Annotated in this window: 21 protein-coding genes; 12 read left to right on the top strand and 9 right to left on the bottom strand. The window is 66.8% G+C overall.

The genetic code is table 11. The annotated features are described in order from the left end of the window. Positions 1–148: 148 nt before the first annotated feature. The gene (gene yihA / locus QVG61_RS13385; RefSeq protein ID WP_289931180.1) at positions 149–757 is read left to right on the top strand and encodes a ribosome biogenesis GTP-binding protein YihA/YsxC; all 609 of its coding nucleotides are present in this window, start codon (positions 149–151) and stop codon (positions 755–757) included. Positions 758–981: 224 nt separating this feature from the next. On the opposite strand, the gene polA is transcribed toward yihA, so the two are convergent. Further along, positions 982–3,687 (bottom strand): DNA polymerase I, encoded by a 2,706-nt coding sequence (gene polA / locus QVG61_RS13390; protein ID WP_289931181.1) that lies wholly within the window; start codon positions 3,685–3,687, stop codon positions 982–984. 188 nt (positions 3,688–3,875) lie between these two features. On the opposite strand from polA, the gene QVG61_RS13395 reads away from it, so the two are divergent. From QVG61_RS13395 to QVG61_RS13415, 5 genes are all read left to right on the top strand, one after another. After that, entirely contained in the window at positions 3,876–4,601 is a 726-nt protein-coding gene (locus tag QVG61_RS13395) for a TIGR00730 family Rossman fold protein (protein WP_289931182.1), read from the top strand. Between the two features lie 22 nt (positions 4,602–4,623). Continuing rightward, the gene (locus QVG61_RS13400) at positions 4,624–4,956 is read left to right on the top strand and encodes a DUF2782 domain-containing protein (RefSeq protein WP_289931183.1); all 333 of its coding nucleotides are present in this window, start codon (positions 4,624–4,626) and stop codon (positions 4,954–4,956) included. 36 nt (positions 4,957–4,992) lie between these two features. Further along, complete coding sequence (locus tag QVG61_RS13405; protein WP_289931184.1) at positions 4,993–5,514, top strand: TRAP transporter small permease subunit; 522 nt, start codon at positions 4,993–4,995, stop codon at positions 5,512–5,514. Further along, entirely contained in the window at positions 5,514–6,902 is a 1,389-nt protein-coding gene (locus QVG61_RS13410; protein ID WP_289931185.1) for a TRAP transporter large permease subunit, read from the top strand. Before QVG61_RS13405 ends, QVG61_RS13410 begins: the two co-directional genes overlap by 1 nt. 486 nt (positions 6,903–7,388) lie before the next feature. Next, the gene (locus QVG61_RS13415) at positions 7,389–9,419 is read left to right on the top strand and encodes an EAL domain-containing protein (protein WP_289931186.1); all 2,031 of its coding nucleotides are present in this window, start codon (positions 7,389–7,391) and stop codon (positions 9,417–9,419) included. Positions 9,420–10,276: 857 nt separating this feature from the next. Here QVG61_RS13415 and QVG61_RS13420 read toward each other — a convergent pair. Continuing rightward, positions 10,277–11,293: a DUF2235 domain-containing protein gene (locus QVG61_RS13420; RefSeq protein WP_289931187.1), complete on the bottom strand. Its 1,017-nt coding sequence runs from the start codon at positions 11,291–11,293 to the stop codon at positions 10,277–10,279. 103 nt (positions 11,294–11,396) lie between these two features. Next, a complete protein-coding gene (htpX, locus tag QVG61_RS13425; protein ID WP_289931188.1) occupies positions 11,397–12,263 on the bottom strand; it encodes a zinc metalloprotease HtpX in 867 nt (288 codons plus the stop codon). A gap of 197 nt (positions 12,264–12,460) precedes the next feature. On the opposite strand from htpX, the gene QVG61_RS13430 reads away from it, so the two are divergent. From QVG61_RS13430 to QVG61_RS13445, 4 genes are all read left to right on the top strand, one after another. Next, positions 12,461–12,997, top strand: a complete 537-nt coding sequence (locus tag QVG61_RS13430; RefSeq protein WP_289931189.1) for a MarR family transcriptional regulator — start codon at positions 12,461–12,463, stop codon at positions 12,995–12,997. Positions 12,998–13,000: 3 nt separating this feature from the next. Beyond that, on the top strand, positions 13,001–13,285 hold the full coding sequence (locus QVG61_RS13435; protein ID WP_289931190.1) for a hypothetical protein: 285 nt from the start codon (positions 13,001–13,003) through the stop codon (positions 13,283–13,285). A 36-nt stretch (positions 13,286–13,321) separates the two neighbouring features. Continuing rightward, a complete protein-coding gene (locus tag QVG61_RS13440; protein WP_354671169.1) occupies positions 13,322–14,707 on the top strand; it encodes a lysine 2,3-aminomutase in 1,386 nt (461 codons plus the stop codon). Between the two features lie 83 nt (positions 14,708–14,790). Beyond that, the gene (locus QVG61_RS13445) at positions 14,791–15,591 is read left to right on the top strand and encodes a hypothetical protein (protein ID WP_289931192.1); all 801 of its coding nucleotides are present in this window, start codon (positions 14,791–14,793) and stop codon (positions 15,589–15,591) included. Positions 15,592–15,635: 44 nt separating this feature from the next. Here the strand turns inward: QVG61_RS13445 and QVG61_RS13450 are convergent, their stop codons facing one another. Further along, entirely contained in the window at positions 15,636–16,310 is a 675-nt protein-coding gene (locus tag QVG61_RS13450; RefSeq protein ID WP_289931193.1) for a DUF2238 domain-containing protein, read from the bottom strand. 313 nt (positions 16,311–16,623) lie between these two features. Between QVG61_RS13450 and uvrD the strand changes: the two genes are divergently transcribed. Beyond that, entirely contained in the window at positions 16,624–18,807 is a 2,184-nt protein-coding gene (gene uvrD, locus QVG61_RS13455) for a DNA helicase II (RefSeq protein ID WP_289931194.1), read from the top strand. Positions 18,808–19,171: 364 nt separating this feature from the next. Here uvrD and QVG61_RS13460 read toward each other — a convergent pair whose 3' ends face one another. Continuing rightward, entirely contained in the window at positions 19,172–22,006 is a 2,835-nt protein-coding gene (locus QVG61_RS13460) for an EAL domain-containing protein (RefSeq protein WP_289931195.1), read from the bottom strand. A 301-nt stretch (positions 22,007–22,307) separates the two neighbouring features. Here QVG61_RS13460 and QVG61_RS13465 point away from each other — a divergent pair, with 301 nt between their 5' ends. Continuing rightward, a complete protein-coding gene (locus tag QVG61_RS13465) occupies positions 22,308–23,390 on the top strand; it encodes a TRAP transporter substrate-binding protein (RefSeq protein WP_289931196.1) in 1,083 nt (360 codons plus the stop codon). A gap of 169 nt (positions 23,391–23,559) precedes the next feature. Here QVG61_RS13465 and QVG61_RS13470 read toward each other — a convergent pair whose 3' ends face one another. From QVG61_RS13470 to QVG61_RS13485, 4 genes are all read right to left on the bottom strand, one after another. Further along, positions 23,560–23,817, bottom strand: coding sequence for a hypothetical protein (locus QVG61_RS13470; RefSeq protein ID WP_289931197.1), 258 nt, complete (start codon positions 23,815–23,817; stop codon positions 23,560–23,562). A 64-nt stretch (positions 23,818–23,881) separates the two neighbouring features. Next, positions 23,882–24,466 (bottom strand): YceI family protein, encoded by a 585-nt coding sequence (locus tag QVG61_RS13475; RefSeq protein WP_289931198.1) that lies wholly within the window; start codon positions 24,464–24,466, stop codon positions 23,882–23,884. Between the two features lie 22 nt (positions 24,467–24,488). After that, on the bottom strand, positions 24,489–25,037 hold the full coding sequence (locus QVG61_RS13480) for a cytochrome b (RefSeq protein WP_289931199.1): 549 nt from the start codon (positions 25,035–25,037) through the stop codon (positions 24,489–24,491). A 42-nt stretch (positions 25,038–25,079) separates the two neighbouring features. Continuing rightward, the gene (locus tag QVG61_RS13485; protein WP_289931200.1) at positions 25,080–25,442 is read right to left on the bottom strand and encodes a hypothetical protein; all 363 of its coding nucleotides are present in this window, start codon (positions 25,440–25,442) and stop codon (positions 25,080–25,082) included. Positions 25,443–25,512 lie beyond the last annotated feature (70 nt).

Here is a 25,512-nt window from a genome sequence, read left to right on the forward strand (position 1 = left end):
GGCTTCTGGATGCGGCGCACCGCCATGCGCCCCGAAATTTTGGAGCGCCATTTATACCAGCGAGGGCTGCCTGCTTCAATAGCAGGGGCTGTACCCGTCAGCCTGGAAACCCTCGCCAGCCGGGTCCGCATGGTGCAAAATCCCGCCCATGATCAATCACTTCGCACGGGCCCGCTTCCTCACCAGCGCACCGACCCTGTCCCAGGCACCGCCGGACGAGGGACGCGAGGCGGCCTTCGCCGGCCGCTCCAACGCCGGCAAGTCCAGTGCCCTGAACGCGATCAGCGGCCAGCGCGCCCTGGCCCGGACCAGCAAGACCCCGGGCCGCACCCGGCTGATCAACTTCTTCCAGGTCACCGGCGAGGCCCGGCTGGTGGACCTTCCCGGCTACGGTTACGCCAAGGTCTCACAGAAGGTGAAGGCCGAGTGGCAGCGCCATCTGGCCGAATACCTGGAGCGGCGCCGCTCGCTGGCCGGCCTGATCCTGCTGATGGACATTCGCCACCCGCTCACCGAGGCCGACCTGCAGATGCTGGGCTGGGCCCAGGCGGCTGGCCTGCCGGTGCATATCCTGCTGACTAAGGCCGACAAGCTGAAGCGCGGCCCGGCCCAGGCGGCCCTGCTCGGGGTGCGCAAGGCCCTGCGCGAGGCGGGCATCGAGGCCAGCGTGCAGCTGTTCTCGGCGCTGAAGAAGACGGGTCTGGACGAGGTGCGCGCCCTGCTCAGCGACTGGCTGGAACTGCCACAGGAAGAATAGGGGAATAACGCCGGCGCAAAAAGAAGCCCCGGTATCCAAGGGGGGGAGAGATACCAGGGCCAACGTCACCCGGCCCTGGGGAGGGCCGGTCAGGAGGAATGTCCGCTCCAGGGAGGGAGAGCGGATTCCAGCAACCACTCAGGTTGTACTACGTTGGAACGGCAAAGGGAGAAAAGGTTCCCGGCGGCGGAAACCATCCCATGAACGGTGTGCGGGATTTGGACTCAGTGCGCCTCGTCCCAGTTGGCGCCGATGCCGATCTCCACCAGCAGCGGGATGGCCAGCTCGGCCGCGCCCTCCATGCAGCCGCGGATCCCCTCGCTGGCGGCCGCCAGATCCGCCTCCCCCACCTCGAACACCAGCTCGTCGTGCACCTGCATGATCATCCGCACTTCCAGCCCGGCCCCCTGCAACCAGTCGTGGGTGCGGATCATGGCCCGCTTGATGATGTCCGCCGCGCTGCCCTGCATCGGAGCGTTGATGGCGGTGCGCTCGGCGGCCGCGCGGCGCTGCTGGTTGCGGGCATTGATCTCCGGCAGGTACAGGCGCCGCCCGAACAGCGTTTCCACATAGCCGTCCTCGTGGGCCTTGGCCCGGGTGGCGTCCATGTAGGCCTTGACCCCGGGATAGCGGGCGAAGTAACGCTCGACGTACTCCTGGGCGGCGGCCCGCTCGATGCCCAGCTGCCGGGCCAGGCCGAAGGCCGACATGCCGTAGATCAGCCCGAAGTTGATCGCCTTGGCCGAGCGGCGCTGGTCGGCCGTGACCGCCTCCGGCGGCACCCCGAACACCTCGGCGGCGGTGGCGCGATGGATGTCCTGGCCCTCGGCGAAGGCGCGCAGCAGGCCCGCGTCGCCCGACAGGTGGGCCATGATGCGCAACTCGATCTGCGAGTAGTCGGCGGCGAGGATGCGCCTGCCGGGCGGGGCGATGAAGGCCTGGCGGATGCGCCGCCCCTCCTCGGTGCGCACCGGGATGTTCTGCAGATTGGGGTCGGTGGAGGACAGGCGGCCGGTGGCGGCCACCGCCTGCTGATAGGAGGTGTGCACCCGCCCGGTGACCGGGTTGATCTGCTGCGGCAACTTGTCGGTGTAGGTCGACTTGAGCTTGGCCAGCGAACGGTGTTCGAGGATCAGCCGCGGCAGCGGGTAGTCCAGCGCCAGCTCGGCGAGCACCGATTCGGCGGTGGATGGCGCGCCCTTGGGGGTCTTGGCCAGCACCGGCAGGCCCTGCTTCTCGAACAGGATCTCCTGGATCTGCTTCGGTGAACCGAGGTTGAAGGGCTGGCCGGCGAGCCGCTGGGCCTCGGCCTCGATCTCGTGCAGCCGCCCGGCCAGCTCACGGCTCTGCTCGGCCAACAGCCTGGCGTCGATCAGCACCCCGGTCCGCTCCATGTGCGACAGCACCGGCACCAGCGGCAGCTCGATGGTCTCGAACACCCGGCGCAGCGCCGGTTCGGACTCCAGCCGCGGCCACAGGGCCTGGTGCAGGCGCAGGGTGATGTCGGCATCCTCGGCGGCATAGGGCGCAGCCTGCTCCAGCGGCACCTCGTTGAAGCTGAGCTGCTTGGCACCCTTGCCCGCCACCTGCTCGAAACTGATGGTCTTGCGCCCCAGGTATTTCAGTGCCAGCGAATCCATGTCGTGGCGGCTGGCCGTGGAGTCCAGCACATAGGATTCGAGCATGGTGTCGTAGCCGATGCCGGCCAGCTCGATGCCGTGGTTGGCCAGCACGTTCATGTCGTATTTCAGGTTCTGGCCGATCTTGCGCGGTGCCGGATCCTCGAGCAGCGGCTTCAACCGCGCCAGCACCGCCTCGCGATCGAGCTGCGCCGGGGCGCCGGGATAGTCGTGGGCCAGGGGCACATAGGCCGCCTCGCCCGCCTCCACGGCGAAGGAAACGCCGACGATGCGTGCCTCCATGTAGTCGAGGCTGGTGGTCTCGGTGTCGAAGGCGAAGTGTGGCGCTGCCTCCAGCCGCTCCAGCCAGGCCACCAAGCGGGCCTCGTCGAGCACCGTCTCGTAGTCACCGTCCGTTGCCGCCGGCGGGTCCTCGCCGGCCTCGGCCGGGGCATCGAGCAACTCCTTCAGCCAGCTGCGGAATTCCAGCTGCTGATAGAGTTCGCGCAGCCGCTCCCGGTCCGGCTCGCGCAGCTGCAGGTCGTCGGGGCCGACCGGCAGCTCGAGGTCGCAGCGGATGCTGGCCAGCCGGCGGGACAGCTCCAGGTCGTCGAGGTGCTGGCGCAGACTCTCGCCGACCTTGCCCTTGATCTCGTTGGCATGTGCGATGATGGCGTCCAGCGAGCCGTACTGGTTGAGCCACTTGGCGGCGGTCTTGGGCCCCACCCGGGGCACGCCGGGGATGTTGTCCGAGCTGTCTCCGACCAGCGCCAGGTAGTCGACGATGCGCTCCGGCGGCACACCGAACTTCTCGATCACCCCGTCACGGTCCAGGGTGGTGTTGGTCATGGTGTTGACCAGGGTCACCCTGTCGCCGACCAGCTGGGCCATGTCCTTGTCACCGGTGGAGATCAGCACCGGCCGGCCCTCGGCCGCGGCCTGCCGCGCCAGGGTGCCGATGACGTCATCGGCCTCCACCCCCGGCACGATCAGCATCGGGAAGCCCAGCGCCTCGACCAGCTGGTGCAGCGGCTCGATCTGCGCCACCAGGTCGTCCGGCATCGGCGGCCGGTGCGCCTTGTACTGCTCGAACATCTCGTCGCGAAAGGTCTTGCCCTTGGCGTCGAACACCACCGCCACCTGCCGGGGCCGGTAGTCCTTGAGCAAGCGGCGCAGCATGTTGGCCACGCCGTAGACGGCACCGGTCGGTTCGCCGCGGGAATTGGTCAGCGGTGGCAGGGCGTGGTAGGCCCGGTAGAGATAGGACGAACCGTCGACGAGGATCAGGGGTGGGCTAGCTGGGTCGGTCATGGCGGGCTGCTCGGAAACGAAGCGGCCATTTTCAACCGAAAGCGGCCGGGGCGCAAAACCCGGTTCCGCCCATCAACCCCGGCCGCCGCCTGCCGCTACCAGGGTAGACAGCCGATCACCCCGACGGCCCGCTTGCATGCCCCTGCGGAAGGTAGCATTCTGGCCCCCCTTCGAAGGAAGCGATGACGATGGACGACAAGACCCGACGCGAACACCCCGGCATGCTGCCGATCAACGACACCCAGCTGACCCGCGAATCCTGGAAGATCTTCCAGATCATGGCCGAATTCGTCGAGGGCTTCGAGCGGCTGGCGCGGATCAAGCCCTCGGTGAGCATCTTCGGCTCGGCGCGCACCCCGCTCGATGCCCCGGAATACAAGCTGGCGGAGGACATCGCCCGGGCCCTGTCGGACGCCGGCTTCTCGGTGGTCAGCGGCGGCGGGCCGGGGATCATGGAGGCCGCCAACAAGGGCGCCCAGGCGGGCCGCTCGCCGAGCATCGGCCTCAACATCCAGCTGCCGCACGAGCAGTCCGGCAACCCCTATCAGGACATCGCCCTCAACTTCCGCCACTTCTTCTCGCGCAAGGTGATGTTCGTGAAGTACGCCTCGGCCTACGTGGTGCTGCCCGGCGGCTTCGGCACCCTGGACGAGCTGGCCGAGATCCTCACCCTGGTGCAGACCGGCAAGACCCGACGCATCCCCATCATCCTGGTGGGCACACCCTTCTGGGAGGGGCTGATCGGCTGGTTCCGCACCACCCTGGTCGAATCCGGCACCATCTCGCCTGAGGACCTCGACCTGTTCCAGGTGCTGGACGACCCCAAGGAGGTGGTGAGTGCCATCTTCGACTATTATGAAAACCGCGGTTTCGAGCCCTCCGCCGAGGAGCGCGAGATCCTGCTGGAACTCTGACATCACCGACCAAGGATTCATCATGCGCCGTTCAAGCCTGCTCCTTCTCCTGGCCCTGCTCGCCGCCGCCGCACGGGCCGCGGACGCCCCTCCGCCGGTCAGCGACAAACCCCCGCTGCCGGCCGCGACCGACGAGCGGGAAGCCATCGAGCCGCAGGTCACCATCACCCGCAAGAAGGACCGCACCGTCACCGAGTACCGCATCAACGGCGAGCTGTACATGATCAAGGTGACGCCCGCCAAGGGTGTACCCTACTATCTGATGGACACCGACGGCGACGGCAGCCTGGAGACCCGCAGCAACGAGATAGAACCCAACCTGCTGATACCGAGCTGGGTCATCTTCCGCTGGTAGGCCAGCCTGCGCCACGGCCGGTATAATCTCCGGCCCATGAGCACCACCTTCCTCTCCCGTCTCGCCGACCGGCTCGATGCCCTGGCCGAATGGACCGGTCGCGCCGTCGCCTGGCTGACCCTGGCGATGGTGCTGGTCACCTTCGCCATCGTCCTGCTGCGCTATGCCTTCAACCTCGGCTGGATCGCCCTCCAGGAATCGGTCGGCTACCTGCACGCCCTGGTGTTTCTGCTCGGCGCCGCTTACACCCTGAAGCACGAGGGCCATGTCCGGGTCGACATCTTCTACCGGCGCCTGTCGCCGCGCGGCCGGGCGCTGGTCGACCTGCTCGGCACCCTGCTGCTGCTGTTCCCGGTGTGCGGCTTCATCCTCTGGGTGAGCTGGAACTACGTGGCCGCCAGCTGGGCGCTGCACGAGGGCTCACGCGAGGCCGGCGGCCTGCCCGGCGTCTATCTGCTGAAGAGCGCCATCCCGCTGATGGCCATCCTGCTGCTGCTGCAGGGACTGGCGCTGGCCCTGCGCCAGCTGCTCAGGCTGACGACCGGGACGGATCGCTGATGGAGGCATGGCTGCCGCTGTGGATGTTCCTCGCCGTCTGCCTGGTGCTGCTGGCCGGCTATCCGGTGGCCTTCAGCCTGGCCGGCACCGCGCTCGGCTTCGCCTGGCTGGGCACCGCGCTGGAGCTGTTCGATCCGGCCTTCCTGGAGGCGCTGCCCAACCGCCTGTACGGCATCATGGGCAACCAGACGCTGATCGCGGTGCCACTGTTCGTGTTCATGGGCGTGGTGCTGGAGAAGTCGCGGGTGGCGGAACAATTGCTCGACACCATGGCCGCGCTGTTCGGCCCGCTGCGCGGCGGCCTGGGCCTGTCGGTAACCCTGGTCGGCATGCTGCTGGCCGCCAGCACCGGCATCGTCGGGGCCACCGTAGTCACCATGGGCCTGCTGTCGCTGCCGACCATGCTGCGCCGCGGCTACGACCCGGCGGTGGCCTGCGGCACCATCTGCGCCTCCGGCACCCTGGGGCAGATCATCCCGCCATCGATCATCCTCATCCTCCTCGGCGACGTGCTCTCCGCCGCCTACCAGCAGGCCCAGCTCGACATGGGCATCTTCGCCCCCGAGACCCTCTCGGTCGGCGACCTGTTCGCCGGGGCGCTGTTGCCGGGCCTGGTGCTGGTCGGGCTGTATCTCGCCTATCTGCTGGCCAATGCCGCGCTGCGCCCGCAACGGATGCCGGCCCCGGACGCCAGCGAGCAGGCCGCCTTCCGGGCTCCGGGCATGGCCGGGCGCATCGCCCGCGCCCTGCTGCCGCCGCTGCTGCTGATCGTCGCCGTGCTCGGCTCCATCCTCGCCGGCCTGGCCACGCCCACCGAGGCGGCGGCGGTCGGCGCGGTCGGCGCCCTGCTGCTCGCCGCCCTGCAGGGCCGGCTCGATCTGGCCATGCTCGGCGCCGTGGCGCGCAGCACCACCCGGGTCAGCAGCATGGTGTTCCTGATCCTGATCGGCGCCTCGGTGTTCTCCCTGGTGTTCCGCGGCTTCGGTGGCGACGAGCTGGTGGCCGAGTTGCTCACCGACCTGCCGGGCGGCACCGTCGGCGCGGTGGTGACGGTGATGGCGGTGATGTTCCTGCTCGGCTTCGTGCTCGATTTCATCGAGATCACCTTCGTGGTGGTGCCCATCGTCGGCCCGGTGCTGCTCGGCATGGGGCTGGATCCGATCTGGCTGGGGGTGATGATCGCCCTCAATCTGCAGACCTCCTTCCTCACCCCGCCCTTCGGCTTCGCCCTGTTCTATCTGCGCGGCGTGGCCCCGCCCGAGGTGCGCACCAGCGACATCTACCGCGGGGTGGCGCCCTTCATCCTCATTCAGCTGCTGATGCTCGGCCTGCTCGCCGCCTGGCCGGGACTGGCCACCTGGCTGCCGAAGCTGGTCTACGGGGAATGAGCAGGCGCGCCCTGAGCGCACTGACTTCGCGGCATCGCCTCCGCGCGCGCCTGGCCCGCATATTGCGCGAAGGATTCGAGTTTCAGGGCGAATCTGGCCAAGCAGTTTGTTCGATCGCCCGTAGAAGCATAGCCGTAGCTAGGGTTCAAGGGGGATCGGGCAAAATGCGACTCCGGATTTGGTCTGAACTCGAACAGGCACAAACTGTAACAGGGCACAATTGCTCGCAGAGGTAATCACTGCCTTGATGAATACCGGAAAAATTACGCATGCAAGGCCGCCTTCGTGCAATATGCGGGCTAGGCACGAGCCGATAACGGATGCTAAGATCAGGCAATACCACTGCGCCGGGCAAAGCGGACGAAACGGCCTGCTGCCGCTGGCACAAAAACAGTGCAAAGGAATGTCACGGCCCCTGCCGAAGAATACCGAATCCTCCCCTGCAAACCCTGCAACACGCCCCCGAACACCATGGCGGAAAATATCTTGCACCTCACACCGGAACAGATCGATCGCCTCATCGAGAGCCTGCACGACTTTCACGGCGAATACGGCGCCCTGGACGCCTTGCTCGTTGAGGAGCGGGAGAAACGGCTGCTGGGCAACTACCGGGGTTTCCTCGAGCACTTCCTGACCGAACGAGACGACGCCAGCGAGGCCGCCCGGCAACTTGCCGAAGACTATTTCGAGCAGGGCGCATCCTTCGCCCTCTTGATGGCCAGCTTCAACCACCTCAAGGAAGAGGTCATCCGGCTCGTTGCCGCCAATATGCCGGACCCCATCGAGCACTACCGTGAGATCGACCGGATCTTCGAACGGGCAAAGCGCGAAACCGCCCGCTATTACCTGATCAACGAGGTTGAGACCCCGCACCATCTTCCCGAGGCGGTCGTTCGGGACAGGATCCTGATAAAGACCTATCTGGAGTGGGTGGAAAGGATACGCCAAGGCATCCAGCAGAACCTTGAACTCTTCCCCCTGGAGACAGCCGACGAGAGCCCGTTTGCCCGCGTGCTGCGCTATCCGGAAAGCCTGCTGATATGCCTCGACCTCAAGCTTTGCGATCAGATTCAGGAACAGCACCGGCTGATCTTCCAGCAGGCGGGCATCCTCTATGCCATGTTGAGCGCCAACCGTTATGAGCAAGCCTATCTTGCCTATAACGAGCTGATGAAGAAGGTCGCCCAGCTGCTGAACCTTCTGACGGTGCTGTATCTCGAAGGCCAGACCAACCGCATCGGCCGGTTCTTCAGTTTCCTGCAGGCCTCCCTGTATCTGCCAGGAAGGAAGTTCCTGTGCATCGTCAATCTTCGCAAGCTGGACACCATCAACAAGCTCTATGGAAACGAGGTCGGGGATCGCGCCCTGGCCCACGTCGACCGCCTGCTTCATGCCGAATTCGAACAACACCAGGAATGGATGTTCTACACCAAGGGAATCGCCGGGGATTTCTACGTCATGGGCTACAACGCCGAGCCCGAAGCGCTGGGCGGGGTGCTGGAAAACGTCCGGAAGAATCTCTGCTGCGGCAAACTCGAAGACCTGCCAGTGGACATCGACATCCTCTACCACGGAATCGAGCTGACCGATTTCAGCGAGCTCACCACCGAAAACATACACCTCGTCGTCCAGTATCTCACCGAGGAGGCCCGAAAGGTCAGCGAACACATCGGGACCCGCGACGAGCATGTACAGGCGATGGTCGACTGGCTCAAGGCACGCTATCGCAAGTCCCTCGATCTGCGCGCCAAGCTGACGGAGGAGTTTACCGACATATTCATCCAGCCCCTGGTATCCCTTGACCAGCGGCGGGAGATCCTCGCGTTCGAAATCCTCGGACGTTTCCGGGAGAACGACGGGTTCATCAGCGCCGGCCTGTTCATCGACGACATCATCAGCATGGGACTGACGCCGGAATTCGACCGCCTCGTGCTCAAGGCAACGGCCAGGCAGGCCGCCATGCTGACGCATATCACGCCACGCCTTTTCATCAATGTCTCGGCGGCCTCGCTGGCAAGCCAGGATTACCTGGACCTGCTGATCGAAACCCTCAATGGTCCGCTGCGCGATTTCGAGGTGGTGCTCGAACTCACCGAGCAGGTATTGCTGGAGCACAGGGGACTGGTCCACGAACTGCACCGCAAGTACGACCTCGTCTTCGCGGTCGACGACTTCGGGACCGGCTATTCGACTCTGCAAACCGTTGTCGAACTGGCACTGGAAGGCAGCGTCCGCTATCTCAAGCTGGACGGCTCGTTGACACGCAACATCGGCACCAGTCTCGCCAGCGAGCACATCATGTTGATCACCCGGCAGATGGCGCAGCGCCTCGGACTCGAGACCGTGGTCGAGTTCATCGAGACGATCGAGCAGGCGGAAAAGCTGGAATCCCTGGAAATGGATTTCGGACAGGGCTACCTGCTGGGAGTGCCTGACCCGGTACCTGTATGGCGGGGAAAGATCAATTACCTGAAATCCAAGCACGCCGGCGAACAGGCCGGCGGATTTGCCCTGTAGCCCATAAGGGGGAATGCGGCCTGGCATGCCGCTTTTTCAGCAAGAACCGGATTGCCACGAAACCCACCAAACCCACGAAAAGAACCTGCGCGCACGCTATTCGCCCTGCCCGCTGCGATTGGCCAAAACAGATTCCCGGGGCCTGTCAACGCCGCGCCAATCGCGGCCTGGAGGCCGCTCCTACAAAACACATTGTGCCGCCATGCCCCTTGATCGCGGCTGGAGGCCGCTCCTACAAAACACATTGTGCCACCATGCCCCTTGATCGCGGCCTGGAGGCCGCTCCTACAACACATTGTGCCGCCATGCCCCTTGATCGCGGCTGGAGGCCGCTCCTACAAAACACATTGTGCCACCATGCCCCTTGATCGCGGCCTGGAGGCCGCTCCTACAAAACACATTGTGCTGCCATGCCCCTTGATCGCGGCCTGGAGGCCGCTCCTACAAAACACATTGTGCTGCCATGCCCCTTGATCGCGGCCTGGAGGCCGCTCCTACAACACATTGTGCCGCCATGCCCCTTGATCGCGGCTGGAGGCCGCTCCTACAAAACACATTGTGCCACCATGCCCCTTGATCGCGGCCTGGAGGCCGCTCCTACAACACATTGTGCTGCCATGCCCCTTGATCGCGGCCTGGAGGCCGCTCCTACAACACATTGTGCCGCCATGCCCCGTAGGAGCGGCCTCCAGGCCGCGATCCCCGGCGGGTCCAGCCACCCATCATCCGGGATCCTGATGCAATATCCGGGCTGCCAAGCCGGCGCAAGCCGTTCATTCATGCTTTCGCGGGTTTGGTGGGTTTCGTGGCCATAGAATTTTCCTGCCGGGGTCCCCGACCCAGCCGGAAGCCGGCACTCAGTCCAGCAGCTCGATCTGTGACCAGTCGCCGCCGACCGTCGCCAGCAGGGCGGCCAGCGCCTTGCTGCGCCGGCGATAGTCCTGCACGTCGGCCTCCCAGCGCTGCCTGGCACTGCGGTGCAGCGGGCCGTCGATGCGGCGGACGGTTTCCCGGCGTGCCCGGTAGATGCCCTTGCGCTCGTTGTGCTGGGGCGCCAGCGGATCGGGGCGAAGACCGCCGAGCAGGTGATCCTCGAACATCAGTCCGAAGCGCTGCGCCTCGCCGAGCATCCAGTGCGCCGCGCAGTCGGCCAGGCCGCGCTCGGGATAACCGCCGCCGACATCGGCATGCACGCCGGGGAACCAGACCTGACGGATGTCCAGTCCCGGCTTGGCGTCCCACAGCGTGGGCTCGAAGTCCTCGCGATTCTCGTCGATGGAGAGGGCATGCCGGGCGTGGCGGATGATCCGGCTCGGTGCGGTGTCGTGGAACAGGAACTCGCGCTCGCCCAGGGTGCCCCAGAAGGGCACGGGGATGCCCAGGGCACCGACCGTGTCCCAGGCGCCGACGAATTCGATCTCGGTGATGTCCGCCACGGCATAGCGGGCACGGAATGCCACGGCCCGCTGCGCATCCGGGCTGCTGTTGCGCGAGCGCTGGCGGTAAAGCCGATAGGCCTCGGGGATGCGATCGGCGTGTTCGCGGCGCAGCAGGCCACAGTTGCGGACAAAGCCGGCCAGGGAACGCACCGTGTAGGCACCGCGGCTGAAGCCGAAGAAGAACAAGGCGTCGCCGGGCTCGTAGTTGTGGACGAGGAAACGGTAGGCATCCATGATGTTCTTGTCGATCCCCGCCCCGGAGATGCCCCCGGCCAGTTTCCTGCGGTCGGTACCCACGCCCCAGTCATAGAACACCACCTGCTCGATGTCGCCGGCGCGCGGCCGCACCCCCCGCGCCAGGCGCAGCACGTTGGTCGCCTCGCCCCGCTCCGGCGAGTTCCAGGTGCCATCGGAAAAGATCGCGATACGTTTCATGCCCCACCTCCCTGTGCCTGCCCGGAACCAATGCCGGGCATCGCCCAATATACCGCAGCAGGGATTCGATGCTCAGGCCGGGCAGGCTGCAAACAAGGACCGCTCAGGCACTGACCCCCCCGGCGGCCAGGGCCTCGAGCCGACGGATGCGTTGCTCGGTCGGCGGGTGGGTGGAGAACAGCCGCGCCAGGCTGCTGCCGCGCAGCGGGTTGACGATGAACAGATGGGCCGTGGCCGGATGCGATTCGGCCGCCGGCAACGGGGCCCGGCGTCCGGCCAGCTCCAGTTTGCGCAGGGCACGGGCCAGTCCCAGCGGATCGCCGGCAATCCGCGCCCCCGCCTCGTCGGCGGCGAACTCGCGCGAGCGGGACACGGCCATCTGGATCAGGCTGGCCGCCAGCGGCGCCACGATCATCATCACCAGCATGCCCAGGGCATTGCCGCCGCCCTCGCTGTCGCGCCGCCCCAGGCCGAAGATCAGCGCCCACTGCGCCAGGTTGGCGAGCATGGCGATGGCGCCGGCCAGCGTCGCGGCCACGGTGCCGGTGAGGATGTCACGGTTGCGGACATGGGCCAGCTCGTGCGCCAGCACGCCGGCCAACTCGCGCTCGTCGAGCATGCGCAACAGGCCGCTGGTCACCGCCACCGCCGCATGCTCGGGATTGCGCCCCGTGGCGAAGGCATTGGGTGCCGCGGAATCGATGAGATACAGGCGCGGCATGGGCAGGCCGGCGCGCGCGGTCAACCGCTGCACGGTGCGGTACAGACCCGGCGCCTGCTGCGGGCCGATCTCCCGCGCCCGGTACATGGACAGCACCAGGCGGTCCGAATACCAGTAGCTGCCGAAGTTCATCAGCGCGGCGAACAGCAGGGCGACGATCATGCCCTGCTGGCCCCCGAGGGCCTGACCGGCGGCCAGCAGCAGGCCGGTCAGACCGGCCAGCAGCAGAGTGGTTCGCAAGGTGTTCATGAGGATGCTTTTCCCTCCCGTCGTCGACTGCCGGGGAAAGTGGGGGCGGCGGCCGGCCCTTTCAATCATCCCCTGGCCATGGCTCGCCCGCAGATCGCAGGATAACTTCTTGATAGTTATAAAAAATGGACATCAGCCTCAAAAAATGCTATTGTGCAAAACTTTCTGGCTCCCTGGATGGATGGAAGACCCGCGCGATGGACCCGGCCCCTCAGGCACCAGACGCCCCCGCAGCGATCCCTGCCGATGCCCATTCGCTACGGGTGCTGGCCGTGGAGCAGCAGCTGCGTATCGTCTATCGCGCCATGCAGGCCTATTCCCGTGGTGTCGAGCGCCAATGCGGGGTCAGCGCCGCCCAGCTCTGGGCGCTCCGGGAACTGGCAAGACAGCCGGGGCTGCGCGTCTCTCAGCTCTCGCAGGCGCTCTCCCTGCATCAGTCGACCACCAGTAACCTGTTGGACAAGCTGGAAAAGAAGGCCCTGGTGGCCCGTCGGCGCGGCGGCCCGGACCAACGCACGGTACGGGTCGAACTGACCGACGCCGGCAGGCAGATTCTGGGGCGCGCGCCGCGGCAGGGCACCCTCAACGATGCCCTGCGCCGTCTGCCGGAGGCGGTGGTGGCCGAGCTGGAGCACGGCCTGAGGGCCATGGTGGCCGTGATGGCCGATGCCGGCGGTGGCCTGTTCCAGCCTGCGGCCAGGGACAGCCGAATTGATTCGATACGAGAGGAGTAACCTGTGAGCAAGGAGTTGATGTTTTTCTGCATCCCCCAGGAAGCCTACATGCGCACCGACAACTGTCAGAAGCTGCGCAAGCGTCCCACCGGGAAGGTGCCGGCCGGTGCCCAGCCCAAGCTGCGCGCCTGCGAGGGTTGCACCATGTTTCCCCTGGTCGACAAGCTGAAGGTTCCGACGGTCAGCCTCGCCGACTATCTCGGCGGACGCCGTCCCGAGGTGGCCAATCTGCGCTCCGCCAGCAACCGCAAGCTGATCCAGGCCCATCTCGAACGCGAGGCCAGCTGAGGCGGCCCGCCGCGTCTCCAGCACAGAGGCAAGACGATGTCACAGGTGAGCAATCTCCAGCATCGGCCCGCCCCCCTGGGCGAAGTGCCGACCGACGACGACCGCTTCCGGGTCTACACCGAGCGCCAGTTCGACCGGATCGAGCCGCTGCAGCGCCTGCCCGAGGCACAGCGCTTCGCCATGCGCGTGGTGGCCAACGTCTTCCCCTTCCGGGTCAACCAGTACGTGATCGACGAACTGATCGACTGGAACGACATCCCTGACGACCCGATCTTCCAGCTCACCTTCCCGCAACCCGGGATGCTGCCGGAGGCGGACTTCGCACGCATGGCCGAAGCCCTGCGTGGCGGCGACCGCAAGGCGATCAAGGCGGTGGCGCGCGACATCCAGGCCGGCCTCAATCCCCACCCGGCCGGCCAGCAGCAGCTCAACGTGCCGCGGCTCGACGGCGAGCCGCTGCCCGGCATGCAGCACAAGTACCGCGAGACGGTGCTGTTCTTCCCCAGCCAGGGCCAGGTCTGCCATGCCTACTGCACCTTCTGCTTCCGCTGGGCCCAGTTCATCGGCGACAAGACCCTGCGCTTCGCCGCCAACGAGGCCGGCCAGCTGCACCGCTACCTGGAGCAGAATCCGCAGGTCAGCGACCTGCTGATCACCGGCGGCGACCCGATGGTGATGAAGACCTCGCACCTGCAGGCCTACCTCGAACCCCTGCTGCGGCCGGAGTTCGAGCACCTGCAGACCATCCGCATCGGCACCAAGTCGCTGACCTTCTGGCCGCAGCGCTACGTCAGCGACCCGGACGCGGACGCCCTGCTGGCGCTGCTCGAACGCCTGGCCGGCAGCGGCAAGCAGGTGGCGCTGATGGCTCACTTCAACCACTGGCGCGAGCTGGAGACCCCGGTGGTACGCGAGGCGATCCGCCGCATCCGTGACACCGGCGCGGTGATCCGCACCCAGGCGCCACTGGTGCGACACATCAACGACGACGCGGACGTCTGGGCCCGCCTGTGGCGCACCCAGGTCCGCCTGGGGCTGATCCCCTATTACATGTTCATCGAGCGCGACACCGGTGCCCGCCACTATTTCGAGGTGCCTCTGGCCCGCGCCTGGTCCATCTACCGCGAGGCCATGCAGCAGGTCTCGGGCCTCGGCCGTACCGCCCGCGGCCCGAGCATGAGCGCCGGACCGGGCAAGGTCGAGGTACAGGGCATCGCCGAGATCCATGGTGAGAAGGTCTTCGTGCTGCGCTTCATCCAGGGCCGCAACCCGGACTGGGTGCAGCGGCCCTTCTTCGCCCGCTTCGACCCCGAGGCCACCTGGCTCGACCAGCTGAAACCGGCTTTCGGCGAGGAACGCTTCTTCTTCGAGGACGAATACGCCGAGATGCAGCGCCAGGCGCTGCGCTGCGGACTGGCCTGAGCCAGCCGCAGCCCCTGGGGATGGACCCCCGCGGCCGGGCGCGCTAATGTTGGGAGCAGGCCCTCAGCGGAGCCGATCCCGGGATGCCCGCGCGCTACCATGCCATCCGCCGCTTCTGCCCCTATCAGGGGGTGATCCAGATCGTCGACTGCGGCACCGCCCAGGCCTACTCCACCGACGGCCAGCACTGGCGGATCCGCGTCCGCCGGCCGGGCGCCGCCGGCGACGCCCTGCTCGAGGCCCTGGAGCAGCGCCCGCCACTGCCGTTTCCGCTCGCCGACCGCATCGAACTCTGGCTGCTCGACCACAGCCGCCGGCAGCCGCTGGCCCTGGTCAAGAGCCGCTGCAACCTGCGCGAGATGGACGCCGTGAGCGACCCGCTGTGGCGCCCCTTCCTCGTCTCCCAGCAGGGTTTCCGTTGCCAGGCCCTGGAGGAAGACGCTCAGCGCACCCCGCCCGGGGCCCGGCCGCCACGCGCCCAGGACGTGCTGGAACGGCGGGTCAACCGCGCCGCCCGGCCACTGCCGGTGTTGCAATGGTTCGAGCGCCTCGAGGACGGCAGCGGCATCGGCCACGACGGCCTGCGGGTGGACGACAGCCTCTACGGTCGGGAATTGCCGGCGGCGGCCTTCCCGCCACTGCTGGTCAGGGAGGACTGGGAGGATCCCCTGAGCTGCGCCCTGGTCCAGGACTACCACGCCTGGCAGGCCCCGCTGCTGCTCGCCCACCAGAACCTCGACCGCGACACCCGGCAGCGGCTGGAGACCGCGGCCTGCCAGCGCCCCGAGGCCCTGGCCGCCAACTACCACATGTATCCCGAGGTGCTGGATGGCGAGGCCTTGCAGGTGGCCCTGGTCTCGGCCCGGCTGATGCAGAGCCGTTGAGGGCGATTCATCGCTGAACACCGATCGCGGCCTGGAGGCCGCTCCTACGAGAGCACGGCGGACCCCCTCGCCGCCACGGCTGCGAGCTGCCGATCGTGCCAGCGGCCGAGCAGCAGCAGGGCCAGCACGGCGCCGACCAGGGCCAGGAACATGTCGGCCTGGGTGTCCCAGACGTCGCCCTGGGTGGCGAGGAAGGCCTCGGCCGCCTCCGCCGAGACCAGCGCCACCCACCATTCGAGCAGCTCGTAGAAGGCGCTCAGCGCCAGGCAGAAGCAGACGATCAGAAAGTTCCGCCAGGCCGTCCCCTTCACCACCTGCAGACGGATCAGCAGCTCCCGCGCCAGCAGCGCCGGCACGAAGCCCTGGAAGAAATGGCCGAGGCGGTCGTAGTGGTTGCGCGCCAGACCCAGGGCATCGCGCAACCAGTCACCGAGCGGCACCTCGGCATAGGTGTAGTGGCCGCCGACCATGAGCACGATGGCATGCAGCAGAACCAGCACATAGGCCAGCGGGGTGAGGGGGAAGCGCCGCCGCGTGGCCGCCAGCACGCCGGCGCCGATCAGCGCCGGCAGCACCTCCAGCAGCCAGGTCGGGTAGTCGTGGGGACGGATCGCAGACCACAGCAGGACCGCGCCGAACAGGACAGCCCAGAGGATGGCCCACCACCCCGTGCACCCCCGGCCACAACTGGCCCGCCCGCCACCCTCGTAAGCAGTCATGCAAGCTCCCTCCACCATCCTGTCGATGCACCTCAGACTATCATTAACCCGGCAGCCCCCGGATGACGGCGTGGCTGGACCCGCCGGGGATCGCGGCCTGGAGGCCGCTCCTACGGGGCATGGCGGCACCCTGGTAGGAGCGGCCTCCAGGGCGCGATCGGGATACACACCAAATCGCGGTGGGGACGCCGCTCCTACGGGGCGGGGCGTCACGATTATGTTGTAGGAGCGGCCTCCAGGCCGCGATTGGCGTGGCGTTATTGACCCGCCAACCGCCGCTCTGCCCGCCAGCACCATCTGCTAAAATGGGCCGATGGACGTCTCCCACATCCTCGATCCCCTGAACGACGCGCAGCGCGAGGCGGTGACCGCCCCAGCCGGCCCGCTGCTGGTGCTGGCCGGCGCCGGCAGTGGCAAGACGCGGGTGCTGGTGCACCGCATCGCCTGGCTGATCGAGGTGGAGCGGGTCTCGCCCTACGGCATTCTCGCCGTGACCTTCACCAACAAGGCGGCGAAGGAGATGCGCGGCCGCATCGAGCAACTGCTCGGCGTGCCCGCCGGCGGCATGTGGGTCGGCACCTTCCACGGCCTGGCGCACCGCCTGCTGCGTCGCCACTGGCAGGACGTCGGGCTGCCGGAGAGCTTCCAGATCCTGGATGCCGACGACCAGCTGCGGGTGGTGAAGCGGGTGGTGCGCGCGCTGGAACTGGACGAGGCGCGCTGGCCGCCCCGGCAGCTGCAGTGGTACATCAACGGCCGCAAGGACGAGGGCCTGCGTCCGCAACACATCGAACCCAACGACGACCCCTTCGAACGCACCCAGCTGCGGGTCTATGAAGCCTACGAGGAACTCTGCCGGCGCGGCGGCATGGTCGACTTCGCAGAGCTGCTGCTGCGCGCCCACGAGCTGTGGCTGCAGCGCCCGGAGATCCTCGACCACTACCGGCAGCGTTTTGGCCACCTGCTGGTCGATGAGTTCCAGGACACCAACGCCATCCAGTACGCCTGGCTGCGCCTGCTGGCCGGCAGCCACGGCCGGCTGTTCGCGGTCGGCGACGACGACCAGTCGATCTACGGCTGGCGCGGCGCCCGGGTGGAGAACCTGCAGCGCTTCAGCCAGGACTTCGCCGGAAGCCGCCTGGTCCGGCTGGAACAGAACTACCGCTCCACCGCCACCATCCTCAATGCCGCCAACGCCCTGATCGCCCACAACCAGGGCCGGCTCGGCAAGCAGTTGTGGACCGAGGGGGAGGAGGGCGATCCGATCCAGCTCTACAACGCCTTCAACGAATACGACGAGGCGCGATTCGTGGTGGAACGCATCGAGCAGGCGGTGGCCGAGGGACGGGCGCGCAGCGAGATCGCCATCCTCTACCGCTCCAATGCCCAGTCGCGGGTGTTCGAGGAACAGCTCATGCAGCGCCAGATCCCCTATCGGGTCTACGGTGGCCTGCGCTTCTTCGAGCGCGCCGAGATCAAGGACGCGCTGGGCTATCTGCGCCTGGCCAGCAATCCACACGACGACGCCTCCTTCGAACGGGTGGTGAACCAGCCGCCGCGCGGCATCGGCGAACGTACCCTGGGCACGGTGCGCGAGCAGGCCCGGCAGCGCGGCTGCTCGCTGTGGCAGGCGACCGAGGCGGTGATCGGCGAGGGCCTGCTCAACGCCCGCGCCAGCAATGCCCTGCGCGCCTTCCTGGAACTGATCCGCGAACAGGCCGCCGGCCTGACGGACCTGCCGCTGGAGGAACAGGTCGAGCAGGTCATCGCCGCCAGCCGGCTGGTCGAGCACTACCGCAAGGAGAAGGGCGAGCGCGGCCAGACGCGCATCGAGAACCTGCAGGAACTGGTCAATGCCGCCCGCCACTTCGATCCGGAGGCGGACGAGGCGACCCGCGACATGGCGCGGCTCGACGCCTTCCTGGCCCATGCCGCGCTGGAGGCCGGCGAGGGCCAGGCCGAGGCCTGGGAGGACTGCGTGCAGCTGATGACCCTGCACTCGGCCAAGGGCCTGGAGTTCCCGCTGGTGTTCATGGCCGGCATGGAGGAGGGGCTGTTCCCGCACCAGATGTCGATCGAGGAGCCCGGCCGGCTGGAGGAGGAACGGCGCCTGTGCTACGTCGGCATGACCCGCGCCCGCCAGCAACTGGTGATGAGCTGTGCCGAACGGCGCCGGCTGCATGGCTCGGAATCCTACGCCCTGCCGTCCCGCTTCCTGCGCGAGATCCCCGGCGAACTGATCGAGGAGATCCGCCCCCAGGTCAGCGTCCGCCGGCCGCTATCTGCCGCTGGCGGCAGCAGCGGGCTGCGCGAGGCACCGCCGCAGGCCGCCGGCGGCAGCCTGCAACTCGGCCAGCAGGTGCGGCACCCCAAGTTCGGTGAAGGCGTGGTGCTGAACTACGAGGGGCAGGGCGCCCATGCCCGGGTGCAGGTCAACTTCAGCCAGGCCGGCGCCAAGTGGCTGGTGGTGGCCTATGCCAATCTGGAGATGGCCTAGCCCGGATATTGCACCAAGGCGGCCTTGAAAGCGTAATTTTTCCAGTATATCAAGGCAGTAATCCCCTATGCGAGCAATTGTGCCCTGTTACAGTTTGCGCCTCGATCGCGGCCTGGAGACCGCTCCTACAAGGCATGGCGGCACAATGTGTTGACGTAGGAGCGGCCTCCAGGCCGCGATTGGGGCGGGATCCACGGTGGGCAATGCCCGGAGTCGACCGAACAGGCACAAAGCCGGGTTAATACCAGCCTGCACGCCGATCATGCGGACCGGCTTGGTGCAACATGCGGGTTAGCCCTGACACCGCACGGAAAGCACGGACGGCTCAAAAGGTGGGTAGGAGCGGTCGCCAGGCCGCGATGGGCTACTGCTGCAGCCGGGTCACGTTGGAGGCCGGTGACGGGGTCAGGCTGAGCAGGGCGTCACGCGGCTTGCCGAGGTAGTTGCCCTGGGCATAGTCGATGCCGTACTCCTTGAGCAGGGCCAGGATCTCCGCACTCTCCACGTACTCGGCGATGGTCACCTTGCCCAGCGCATGGGCGATCTGGTGCATCGACTGCACCATCGCCTGGTCGACGCTGGACTGGGCCATGCCCTGCACGAAGGAGCCGTCGATCTTCAGCTTGTCGACCGGCAGGTGCTTGAGGTAGGTGAAGGAGCTGAAGCCGGAACCGAAGTCGTCGAGCGCGAACTGGCAGCCGATCTCCTTCAGCTCGCCGATGAAGCGTTCCGCCGCCCCCAGGTAGGCGATGGCCGCGGTCTCGGTGATCTCGAAGGTCAGCCAGGAGGGGTCCAGTCCGGTCTCGCGCAGCAGTTGCTGGATCATCGGCAGCAGCTGGTCGTCCTCAAAGGCCTTGCCCGAGAGGTTGATGGAGAAGCAGACCTGCATCCCCTGCTCGCGCAGCGTGGCCAGCTGGTGCATGGCGCGCCTGACGATCCAGCGGTCGACGCTGTGGATCAGGCCGAAGCGCTCCGCGGCCGGCATGAAGCCGCCGGGCAGGATCACGTCGCCGTCGTCGCAGACCATGCGCACCAGCACCTCGTAGTCCTGCACCACGCCGCTGTCCACCGAGACGATCGGCTGATAGACGAGCTGGAAACGGTCCTGCTCCAGCATCTCGCGCACCCGTGCCGCCCAGCCCATGTCCTCGGCCATGCCGGCCTTGTCGCTGTCCGCCGGGTTGTACAGATGCACCCGGTTGCGGCCCTGGGTCTTGGCCATGTTGCAGGCCAGGTCGGCATGCGACAGCATCTCGTCCGCCGAGCCGGCCATGGCATCGATCAGCGCGCCGCCGATGCTGCAGGTGACGTTGAAGTTCTTGCCGTCGTAATGGAAGACGTATTCCTCGAACAGGCGGCGGAAGTTCTCCGCCACCCGCGGTGCCTGCTGGGCATCGACGTTGTACACCAGCAGGGTGAACTCGTCGCCGCCGAAGCGCGCCAGCAGATCGCCCTCGCGGACGTGGGAACGAAGCAGGGCGCTGATCTCCATCAGCAGCTGGTCGCCGGCAGCATGGCCCAGGGTGTCGTTGATGTACTTGAACTGGTCGAGGTCGATGTAGAACAGGGCGCACTCGGTGGCGCTGCGGGCCACCCGTGCCACGGTCCGCTCCAGCTCCTGCTGGAAGTAGTGGCGGTTGAACAGCCCGGTCAGCGAATCGTGCTCCGCCTGGTAGGCGAGCTGTTGCTGGAAGGCCTTCTGCTCGCTGATGTCACGCGCCGTCCCGCTGATGTACTGCACCCGGCCTTCCTCGTCGAGGTGCGCCCGGGCATTGAAGCTGAGGTGATGCTCGCGTCCCTCGCGGTCCTTGTGCACCGTCTCGTACTGCACCAGCTCCTCGCCTCGGAGGATGGCGCGGAAGGCCTGCTCGTCGCGCTCGGCATGACTGGCGGTACGGAATTCGCTGATATGCCGCCCGATCATCTCCTGCGGACTGTAGCCGTAGATGGACTGGCAGGCACCATTGAGATAGGTCCAGCACCCCTCGGCGTCCGTGCTCCACACCAGGTCGTGGGCAGTCTCCACCAGATCACGGTAGCGCGCCTCGGCATTGAGCAGCTGGTGCTCGGCCTGCTTGCGCTGGGTGATGTCGGCCACCAGGCAGGTAAACATCGGCTTGCCGCTGAGATCCATGCGGCTGACCCGCACCGAGACGGTGATCGCCTGGCCGTTGCGATGCAGGCCGGTGCTCTCCCGTTCGCTGCATTCCAGCGGTGGCGGCTGTCCCTCCCCGGCCAGTTCCGGCAGCAGCCAGGCCAGCGGCTTGCCGCGGATCTCCGAGGCGAGGAAGCCGAACAGCTGCTCGGCGGCCGGGTTGAAGGTGTCGATACGTCCCTGCTCGTCGACCACGATGATGCCCTCCGCGGCGGTATCGACCACCGCGCGCATGTGCGATTCCTGGTCGCCCAGGCGACGGAACACCCGGCCCAGGGTCTGGGTCAGGTAGCCGATCTCATCGGTCGACTGGGGACGCAGCCCGGCCAGGTCGGCATGGGTCGAGGCGCCGCTGCGCCGCAGCACCTCTTCCACCGGATGCAGCGACTGGGCGACGCTGCGGATCGACAGCCAGGTGACCAGAGCGGTCACCGTGGCCAGCAGCCCCCAGAGCACGAGCAGCTGCGGGTTGAGGCTGCCGCTGTGCAGCCAGTGGTAATTCAAGAGCATGGAATAGGCGAGCAGCGGCACGAAGCCGACCAGCAGCATCAGCCGCGAGCGCAGGCTGACCTGGATCTCGGGCAGCCCGAGCCGCGACACCAGGCGGCCGAGCTGGTCGAGGCTGGCCAGGTAGGCCGGCAGCCCGAGCAGCACGCCGATGGTCAGCTGCAGCAGCAGCAGATTGAGGAAGGCCGGCAGCTCGGCCGCCAGGGACACACCGCGCGACAGCTGGTAGATGGCGGGCGCCAGCAGGGCATAGAGCAGGAAGGGCGCCCAGTATTCCCGCGGGAAACGCGCCAGGCGACGATGCAGATGGCCGGGGGCGTTGTCAGCCGCCGGGTTGCGCGCCAGCCAGTCGCCAAAGGGTCGCAGATAGTGGTGGAAATGCAGCCAGCCCCAGCCGAGCAGCAGGGCCAGGAAGGCCGGCAGCCAGCCGGCGCGCAGCGCCTGGGCGAGACCCGCGCCATCCACCAGCCCGAACAGCCAGGCGGTGCCGAAACCGCTCAGGGGCACCAGCAGCAGGCCGGCAACTATGGTCGCCACGAACCGGCGTTCGGATAACGGGGGGAGGGTCATGCACTCGGCTCCGGGTTCTGCCGGAACGGGAGGCGCCGCGTCCTTGAGGGGGTTCCGACGAAAATCTTCCTTCGTTTTATCGTTGTAATAGAGCTCATTAGCAAGCTTTGTGAAGGCGAAGTGGGAGTATAATCGCATAAGCGAATGCGATTGCAAGCCTTTTCTATCACGCCCGTGCCGTCAGCAGCCGGCGGCCCGGCCCGCCGGGATGCAGCCGCCCCTGGGATCTGCGTACAATGCGCCCAGTCCGCAGCACAGGGGAATCCGCATGAAACGTCGTGACTTCATCCGCGCCTCCGGGGCCGGCGCCCTGGCCGCCGGCGGCGCCTTGGCCGGGGCCCCGGCCATCGCCGGCAAGACCATCCGCTGGAAGATGGTCACCACCTGGCCGAAGAACTTTCCGGGCCTGGGCACCGGCGCCAACTTCCTCGCCCGCACCATCACCGAGATGAGCGGTGGCCGGCTGAAGGTCAAGGTCTACGGCGCCAAGGAGCTGGTCCCCGCCTTCGAGACCTTCGACGCGGTCTCGCGCGGCACGGCCCAGATGGGCCACGGCGCTGCCTATTACTGGAAGGGAAAATCGGAAGCGGCACAGTTCTTCTCGGCCGTGCCTTTCGGTCTCACCGCCCAGGAGATGAACGCCTGGTTGTATCACGGCGGCGGCCTGGAACTGTGGCGCGAGGTCTACGCGCCCTTCGGTCTGATCCCGGCCGCAGCCGGCAACACCGGGGTGCAGATGGGTGGCTGGTTCAACAAGACGATCGACAGCGTCGACGACCTCAAGGGTCTGAAGATGCGCATCCCTGGCCTCGGCGGCGAGGTGCTGCGCCGCGCCGGCGGCACCCCGGTGAGCCTGCCCGGCGGCGAGATCTTCACCTCGCTACAGTCCGGCGCCATCGACGCCACCGAATGGGTCGGCCCCTACAACGACCTGGCCTTCGGCCTGTACAAGGCGGCCAAACACTATTACTACCCCGGCTGGCACGAGCCCGGCACCACCCTCGAATGTTTCATCAACCGCAAGGCCTTCGACGCCCTGCCCAAGGATCTGCAGCAGATCGTCACCCACGCCTGCCGGGTTGCCAACCAGGACATGCTGGCCGAATACACCGCGCGCAACAACGCCGCGCTGCAGACCCTGGTCGACAAGCACAAGGTCGACCTGCGGCGTTTCCCGGAACCGGTGATGAGCCGCCTGAAGCAGCTCTCGGACGAGGTGGTGGCGGAGATCGCCGCCAAGGATGCCCTGTCGAAAAAGGTCTATCACGCCTTCCGCACCTTCCGCGACCAGGTCATGGCCTGGCACGACGTCTCGGAACGCGCCTACATGGCGGCGCGGGCTGGCCTATAAGCCTAAGGCACGTTCCGTGGGCCGGGATCTGCCGGGGCGGCAGAATGGGGGGGCGTGCCCTTGTACGCCGATCGCGGCCTGGAGGCCGCTCCTACCATATTGTGCCGCCCTGCCCCGTAGGAGCGGCCTCCAGGCCGCGATCCCCGGCGGGTCCAGGCACGCCATCATCCTAGCCGACCCGGAAGTCGGGAATGTCCGCCCGCCCCATCACATGCAGCACGATGCCGGCACCGAGGAAGAAGACGATGGCCGCCGCGAAGCTGGCCACCAGCGGCGAGTTGCCGCCGACCTGAAGATAGAAATGGGCCACCGCGGCACCGCAGGCGAGCGCCGCCAGGTAGCAGAAGAGGGCCACCACCACGGCGATCTTCTGCGCAATGCGTGGGCGTCGGGCCGGCCGTTCGGCCGGGGCAGATGAGTCGTTCATGGGCATAGCCTAACAGGCCACGGGGCTCCGGCCCAGCATTCCCCCCTCCCTGTGCCGCCGGGCATCACTGGCGCACGCCCTCCAGGGACAGCCAGATCCTGATGGTATTTGCCGCCGGCCCGAGGATGCCCGCCTCCTTCATCCGGTAGTCGGAAAGCTGCAGGGTGGTGGTGCCCTCGAAGCCACGGCGGTAACCGCCCCAGGGATCGGGACCGGCGCCCATCTCCCGCACCTCGATCTCGATGTCGCGGCTTACCCCGCGCAGGGTGAAGCGCCCCTTGAGGATCGCCCGTCCCTCGCCCGTCTCCTCCCAGGCGGTACTGACGAAACGCGCCTTGGGATACTGCTTCACGTCGAAGAAGCGCGCACTGCGCAGATGCTTGTCACGTTCGGCGTGATTGCTGTCGAGGCTGGCCACGTCGATTTCCACCTGCACGCGATTGTTGGCCGGTTGCTCGGGATCGTAATCGAAGCTTCCGCTGAAGCGGTTGAAACGCCCCTCCAGCCAGCTGAAGCCGAGGTGCTGCACCCGGAAGGTGATGAAGGCGTGCATGCCCTTGGTATCGATCACGTAGTGCTCGGCGGCGCCGGCACCGAGGCTGACCAGGGCCAGCAGACAGAACAGGTAGCGAAGCTTGCGTGCGATCATGGCGTCTCTCCTTGTCATAGGCTCAGTCCCCGTCCATGCCCAGCATGTGGCGCAAGGTGGGATCCTGATCGATGAAATGGTGCTTGAGTGCGGCCAGGCTGTGCAGCGCGACCAGCAGGATCAGCACATCGGCCAGCCAGGCGTGGATCTCGCCGGCCACATCTGCCTGGTTTTCGTAACCGTAGAGGAGCGCCGGGAGTTCGAGGTTCCCAACCACGAGCAACCCCTGGCCCTCGGCCGTGGTGACCAGATAACCGCTGAGGAGGATGCCGGCCAACAGCAGGTAGAACAGGCGATGCACGCCGAGGGCGAGCCGCTGCTCCCAGGGCCGGCCGATCAGGGCGGGGCGGGGATTGGCCAGCCGCCAGCCGAGGCGCAGCACCAGCAGCACCGCCAGCAGCACGCCGATCCGGTAGTGCAGCGCCGGTGCGGCCTGATACCAGCGGTGGCTGTAGTCCAGCTGCACCATGTAGAGGCCCAGCCCATAGAGACCGAGCACCAGCACGGCCGTCAGCCAGTGCAGGACGATCGCAATCAGACCGTAACGCAGGCCGTCGTTAGCCAGCCGCATGGTTTGCCAAGGCATGCCGACAGGCCCGCGGCCTCTCCACGCTCAGGGACCGGAGATGTCCCGCTCGCGATCCTCGAAGGTGCAGCCGGTCTTCCTGATGTGTCCCGGATAGTGGCTGCGCAACGACTCGCAGAGTTCCTCCTGGCTGAGCCACCGCCCTTCCCTGGATAGACAGTAGTCCTTGTTCAACTCGGTCTCCCCCTCCTCGTAGACCTCGTAGATTCTGACCTCTTCAGGGTCGATGGCATTCTGCTCCAGAAACTCCACCAGGGCACAGATGGTATCGGCCAGATACGTCTTGTATTCCTGCCCCTCGTCCATGACGCTGATCCTTGCCTCGTAGGTATAGGGAATATCATGCTCGTACTTGGACCTGGGGCCTATGATTTCGCGTATCACTCCCATCGTCATCCTCCTCGCGGAGCTCGGAACGATACCCCGCCTATCGATCATGATAGCCCCCTGACCGGCCAAG

The organism is Thiohalobacter sp. IOR34, assembly GCF_030406045.1.
Classification (GTDB): domain Bacteria; phylum Pseudomonadota; class Gammaproteobacteria; order Thiohalobacterales; family Thiohalobacteraceae.

Coding starts and splice junctions, on each gene's coding strand:
- yihA (WP_289931180.1), top strand. CDS start 149: ATGATCAATCACTTCGCACGGGCCCGCTTCCTCACCAGCGCACCGACC.
- polA (WP_289931181.1), bottom strand. CDS start 3,687: ATGACCGACCCAGCTAGCCCACCCCTGATCCTCGTCGACGGTTCGTCC.
- QVG61_RS13395 (WP_289931182.1), top strand. CDS start 3,876: ATGGACGACAAGACCCGACGCGAACACCCCGGCATGCTGCCGATCAAC.
- QVG61_RS13400 (WP_289931183.1), top strand. CDS start 4,624: ATGCGCCGTTCAAGCCTGCTCCTTCTCCTGGCCCTGCTCGCCGCCGCC.
- QVG61_RS13405 (WP_289931184.1), top strand. CDS start 4,993: ATGAGCACCACCTTCCTCTCCCGTCTCGCCGACCGGCTCGATGCCCTG.
- QVG61_RS13410 (WP_289931185.1), top strand. CDS start 5,514: ATGGAGGCATGGCTGCCGCTGTGGATGTTCCTCGCCGTCTGCCTGGTG.
- QVG61_RS13420 (WP_289931187.1), bottom strand. CDS start 11,293: ATGAAACGTATCGCGATCTTTTCCGATGGCACCTGGAACTCGCCGGAG.
- htpX (WP_289931188.1), bottom strand. CDS start 12,263: ATGAACACCTTGCGAACCACTCTGCTGCTGGCCGGTCTGACCGGCCTG.
- QVG61_RS13430 (WP_289931189.1), top strand. CDS start 12,461: ATGGACCCGGCCCCTCAGGCACCAGACGCCCCCGCAGCGATCCCTGCC.
- QVG61_RS13440 (WP_354671169.1), top strand. CDS start 13,322: ATGTCACAGGTGAGCAATCTCCAGCATCGGCCCGCCCCCCTGGGCGAA.
- QVG61_RS13445 (WP_289931192.1), top strand. CDS start 14,791: ATGCCCGCGCGCTACCATGCCATCCGCCGCTTCTGCCCCTATCAGGGG.
- QVG61_RS13450 (WP_289931193.1), bottom strand. CDS start 16,310: ATGACTGCTTACGAGGGTGGCGGGCGGGCCAGTTGTGGCCGGGGGTGC.
- uvrD (WP_289931194.1), top strand. CDS start 16,624: ATGGACGTCTCCCACATCCTCGATCCCCTGAACGACGCGCAGCGCGAG.
- QVG61_RS13465 (WP_289931196.1), top strand. CDS start 22,308: ATGAAACGTCGTGACTTCATCCGCGCCTCCGGGGCCGGCGCCCTGGCC.
- QVG61_RS13470 (WP_289931197.1), bottom strand. CDS start 23,817: ATGAACGACTCATCTGCCCCGGCCGAACGGCCGGCCCGACGCCCACGC.
- QVG61_RS13475 (WP_289931198.1), bottom strand. CDS start 24,466: ATGATCGCACGCAAGCTTCGCTACCTGTTCTGTCTGCTGGCCCTGGTC.
- QVG61_RS13480 (WP_289931199.1), bottom strand. CDS start 25,037: ATGCGGCTGGCTAACGACGGCCTGCGTTACGGTCTGATTGCGATCGTC.
- QVG61_RS13485 (WP_289931200.1), bottom strand. CDS start 25,442: ATGGGAGTGATACGCGAAATCATAGGCCCCAGGTCCAAGTACGAGCAT.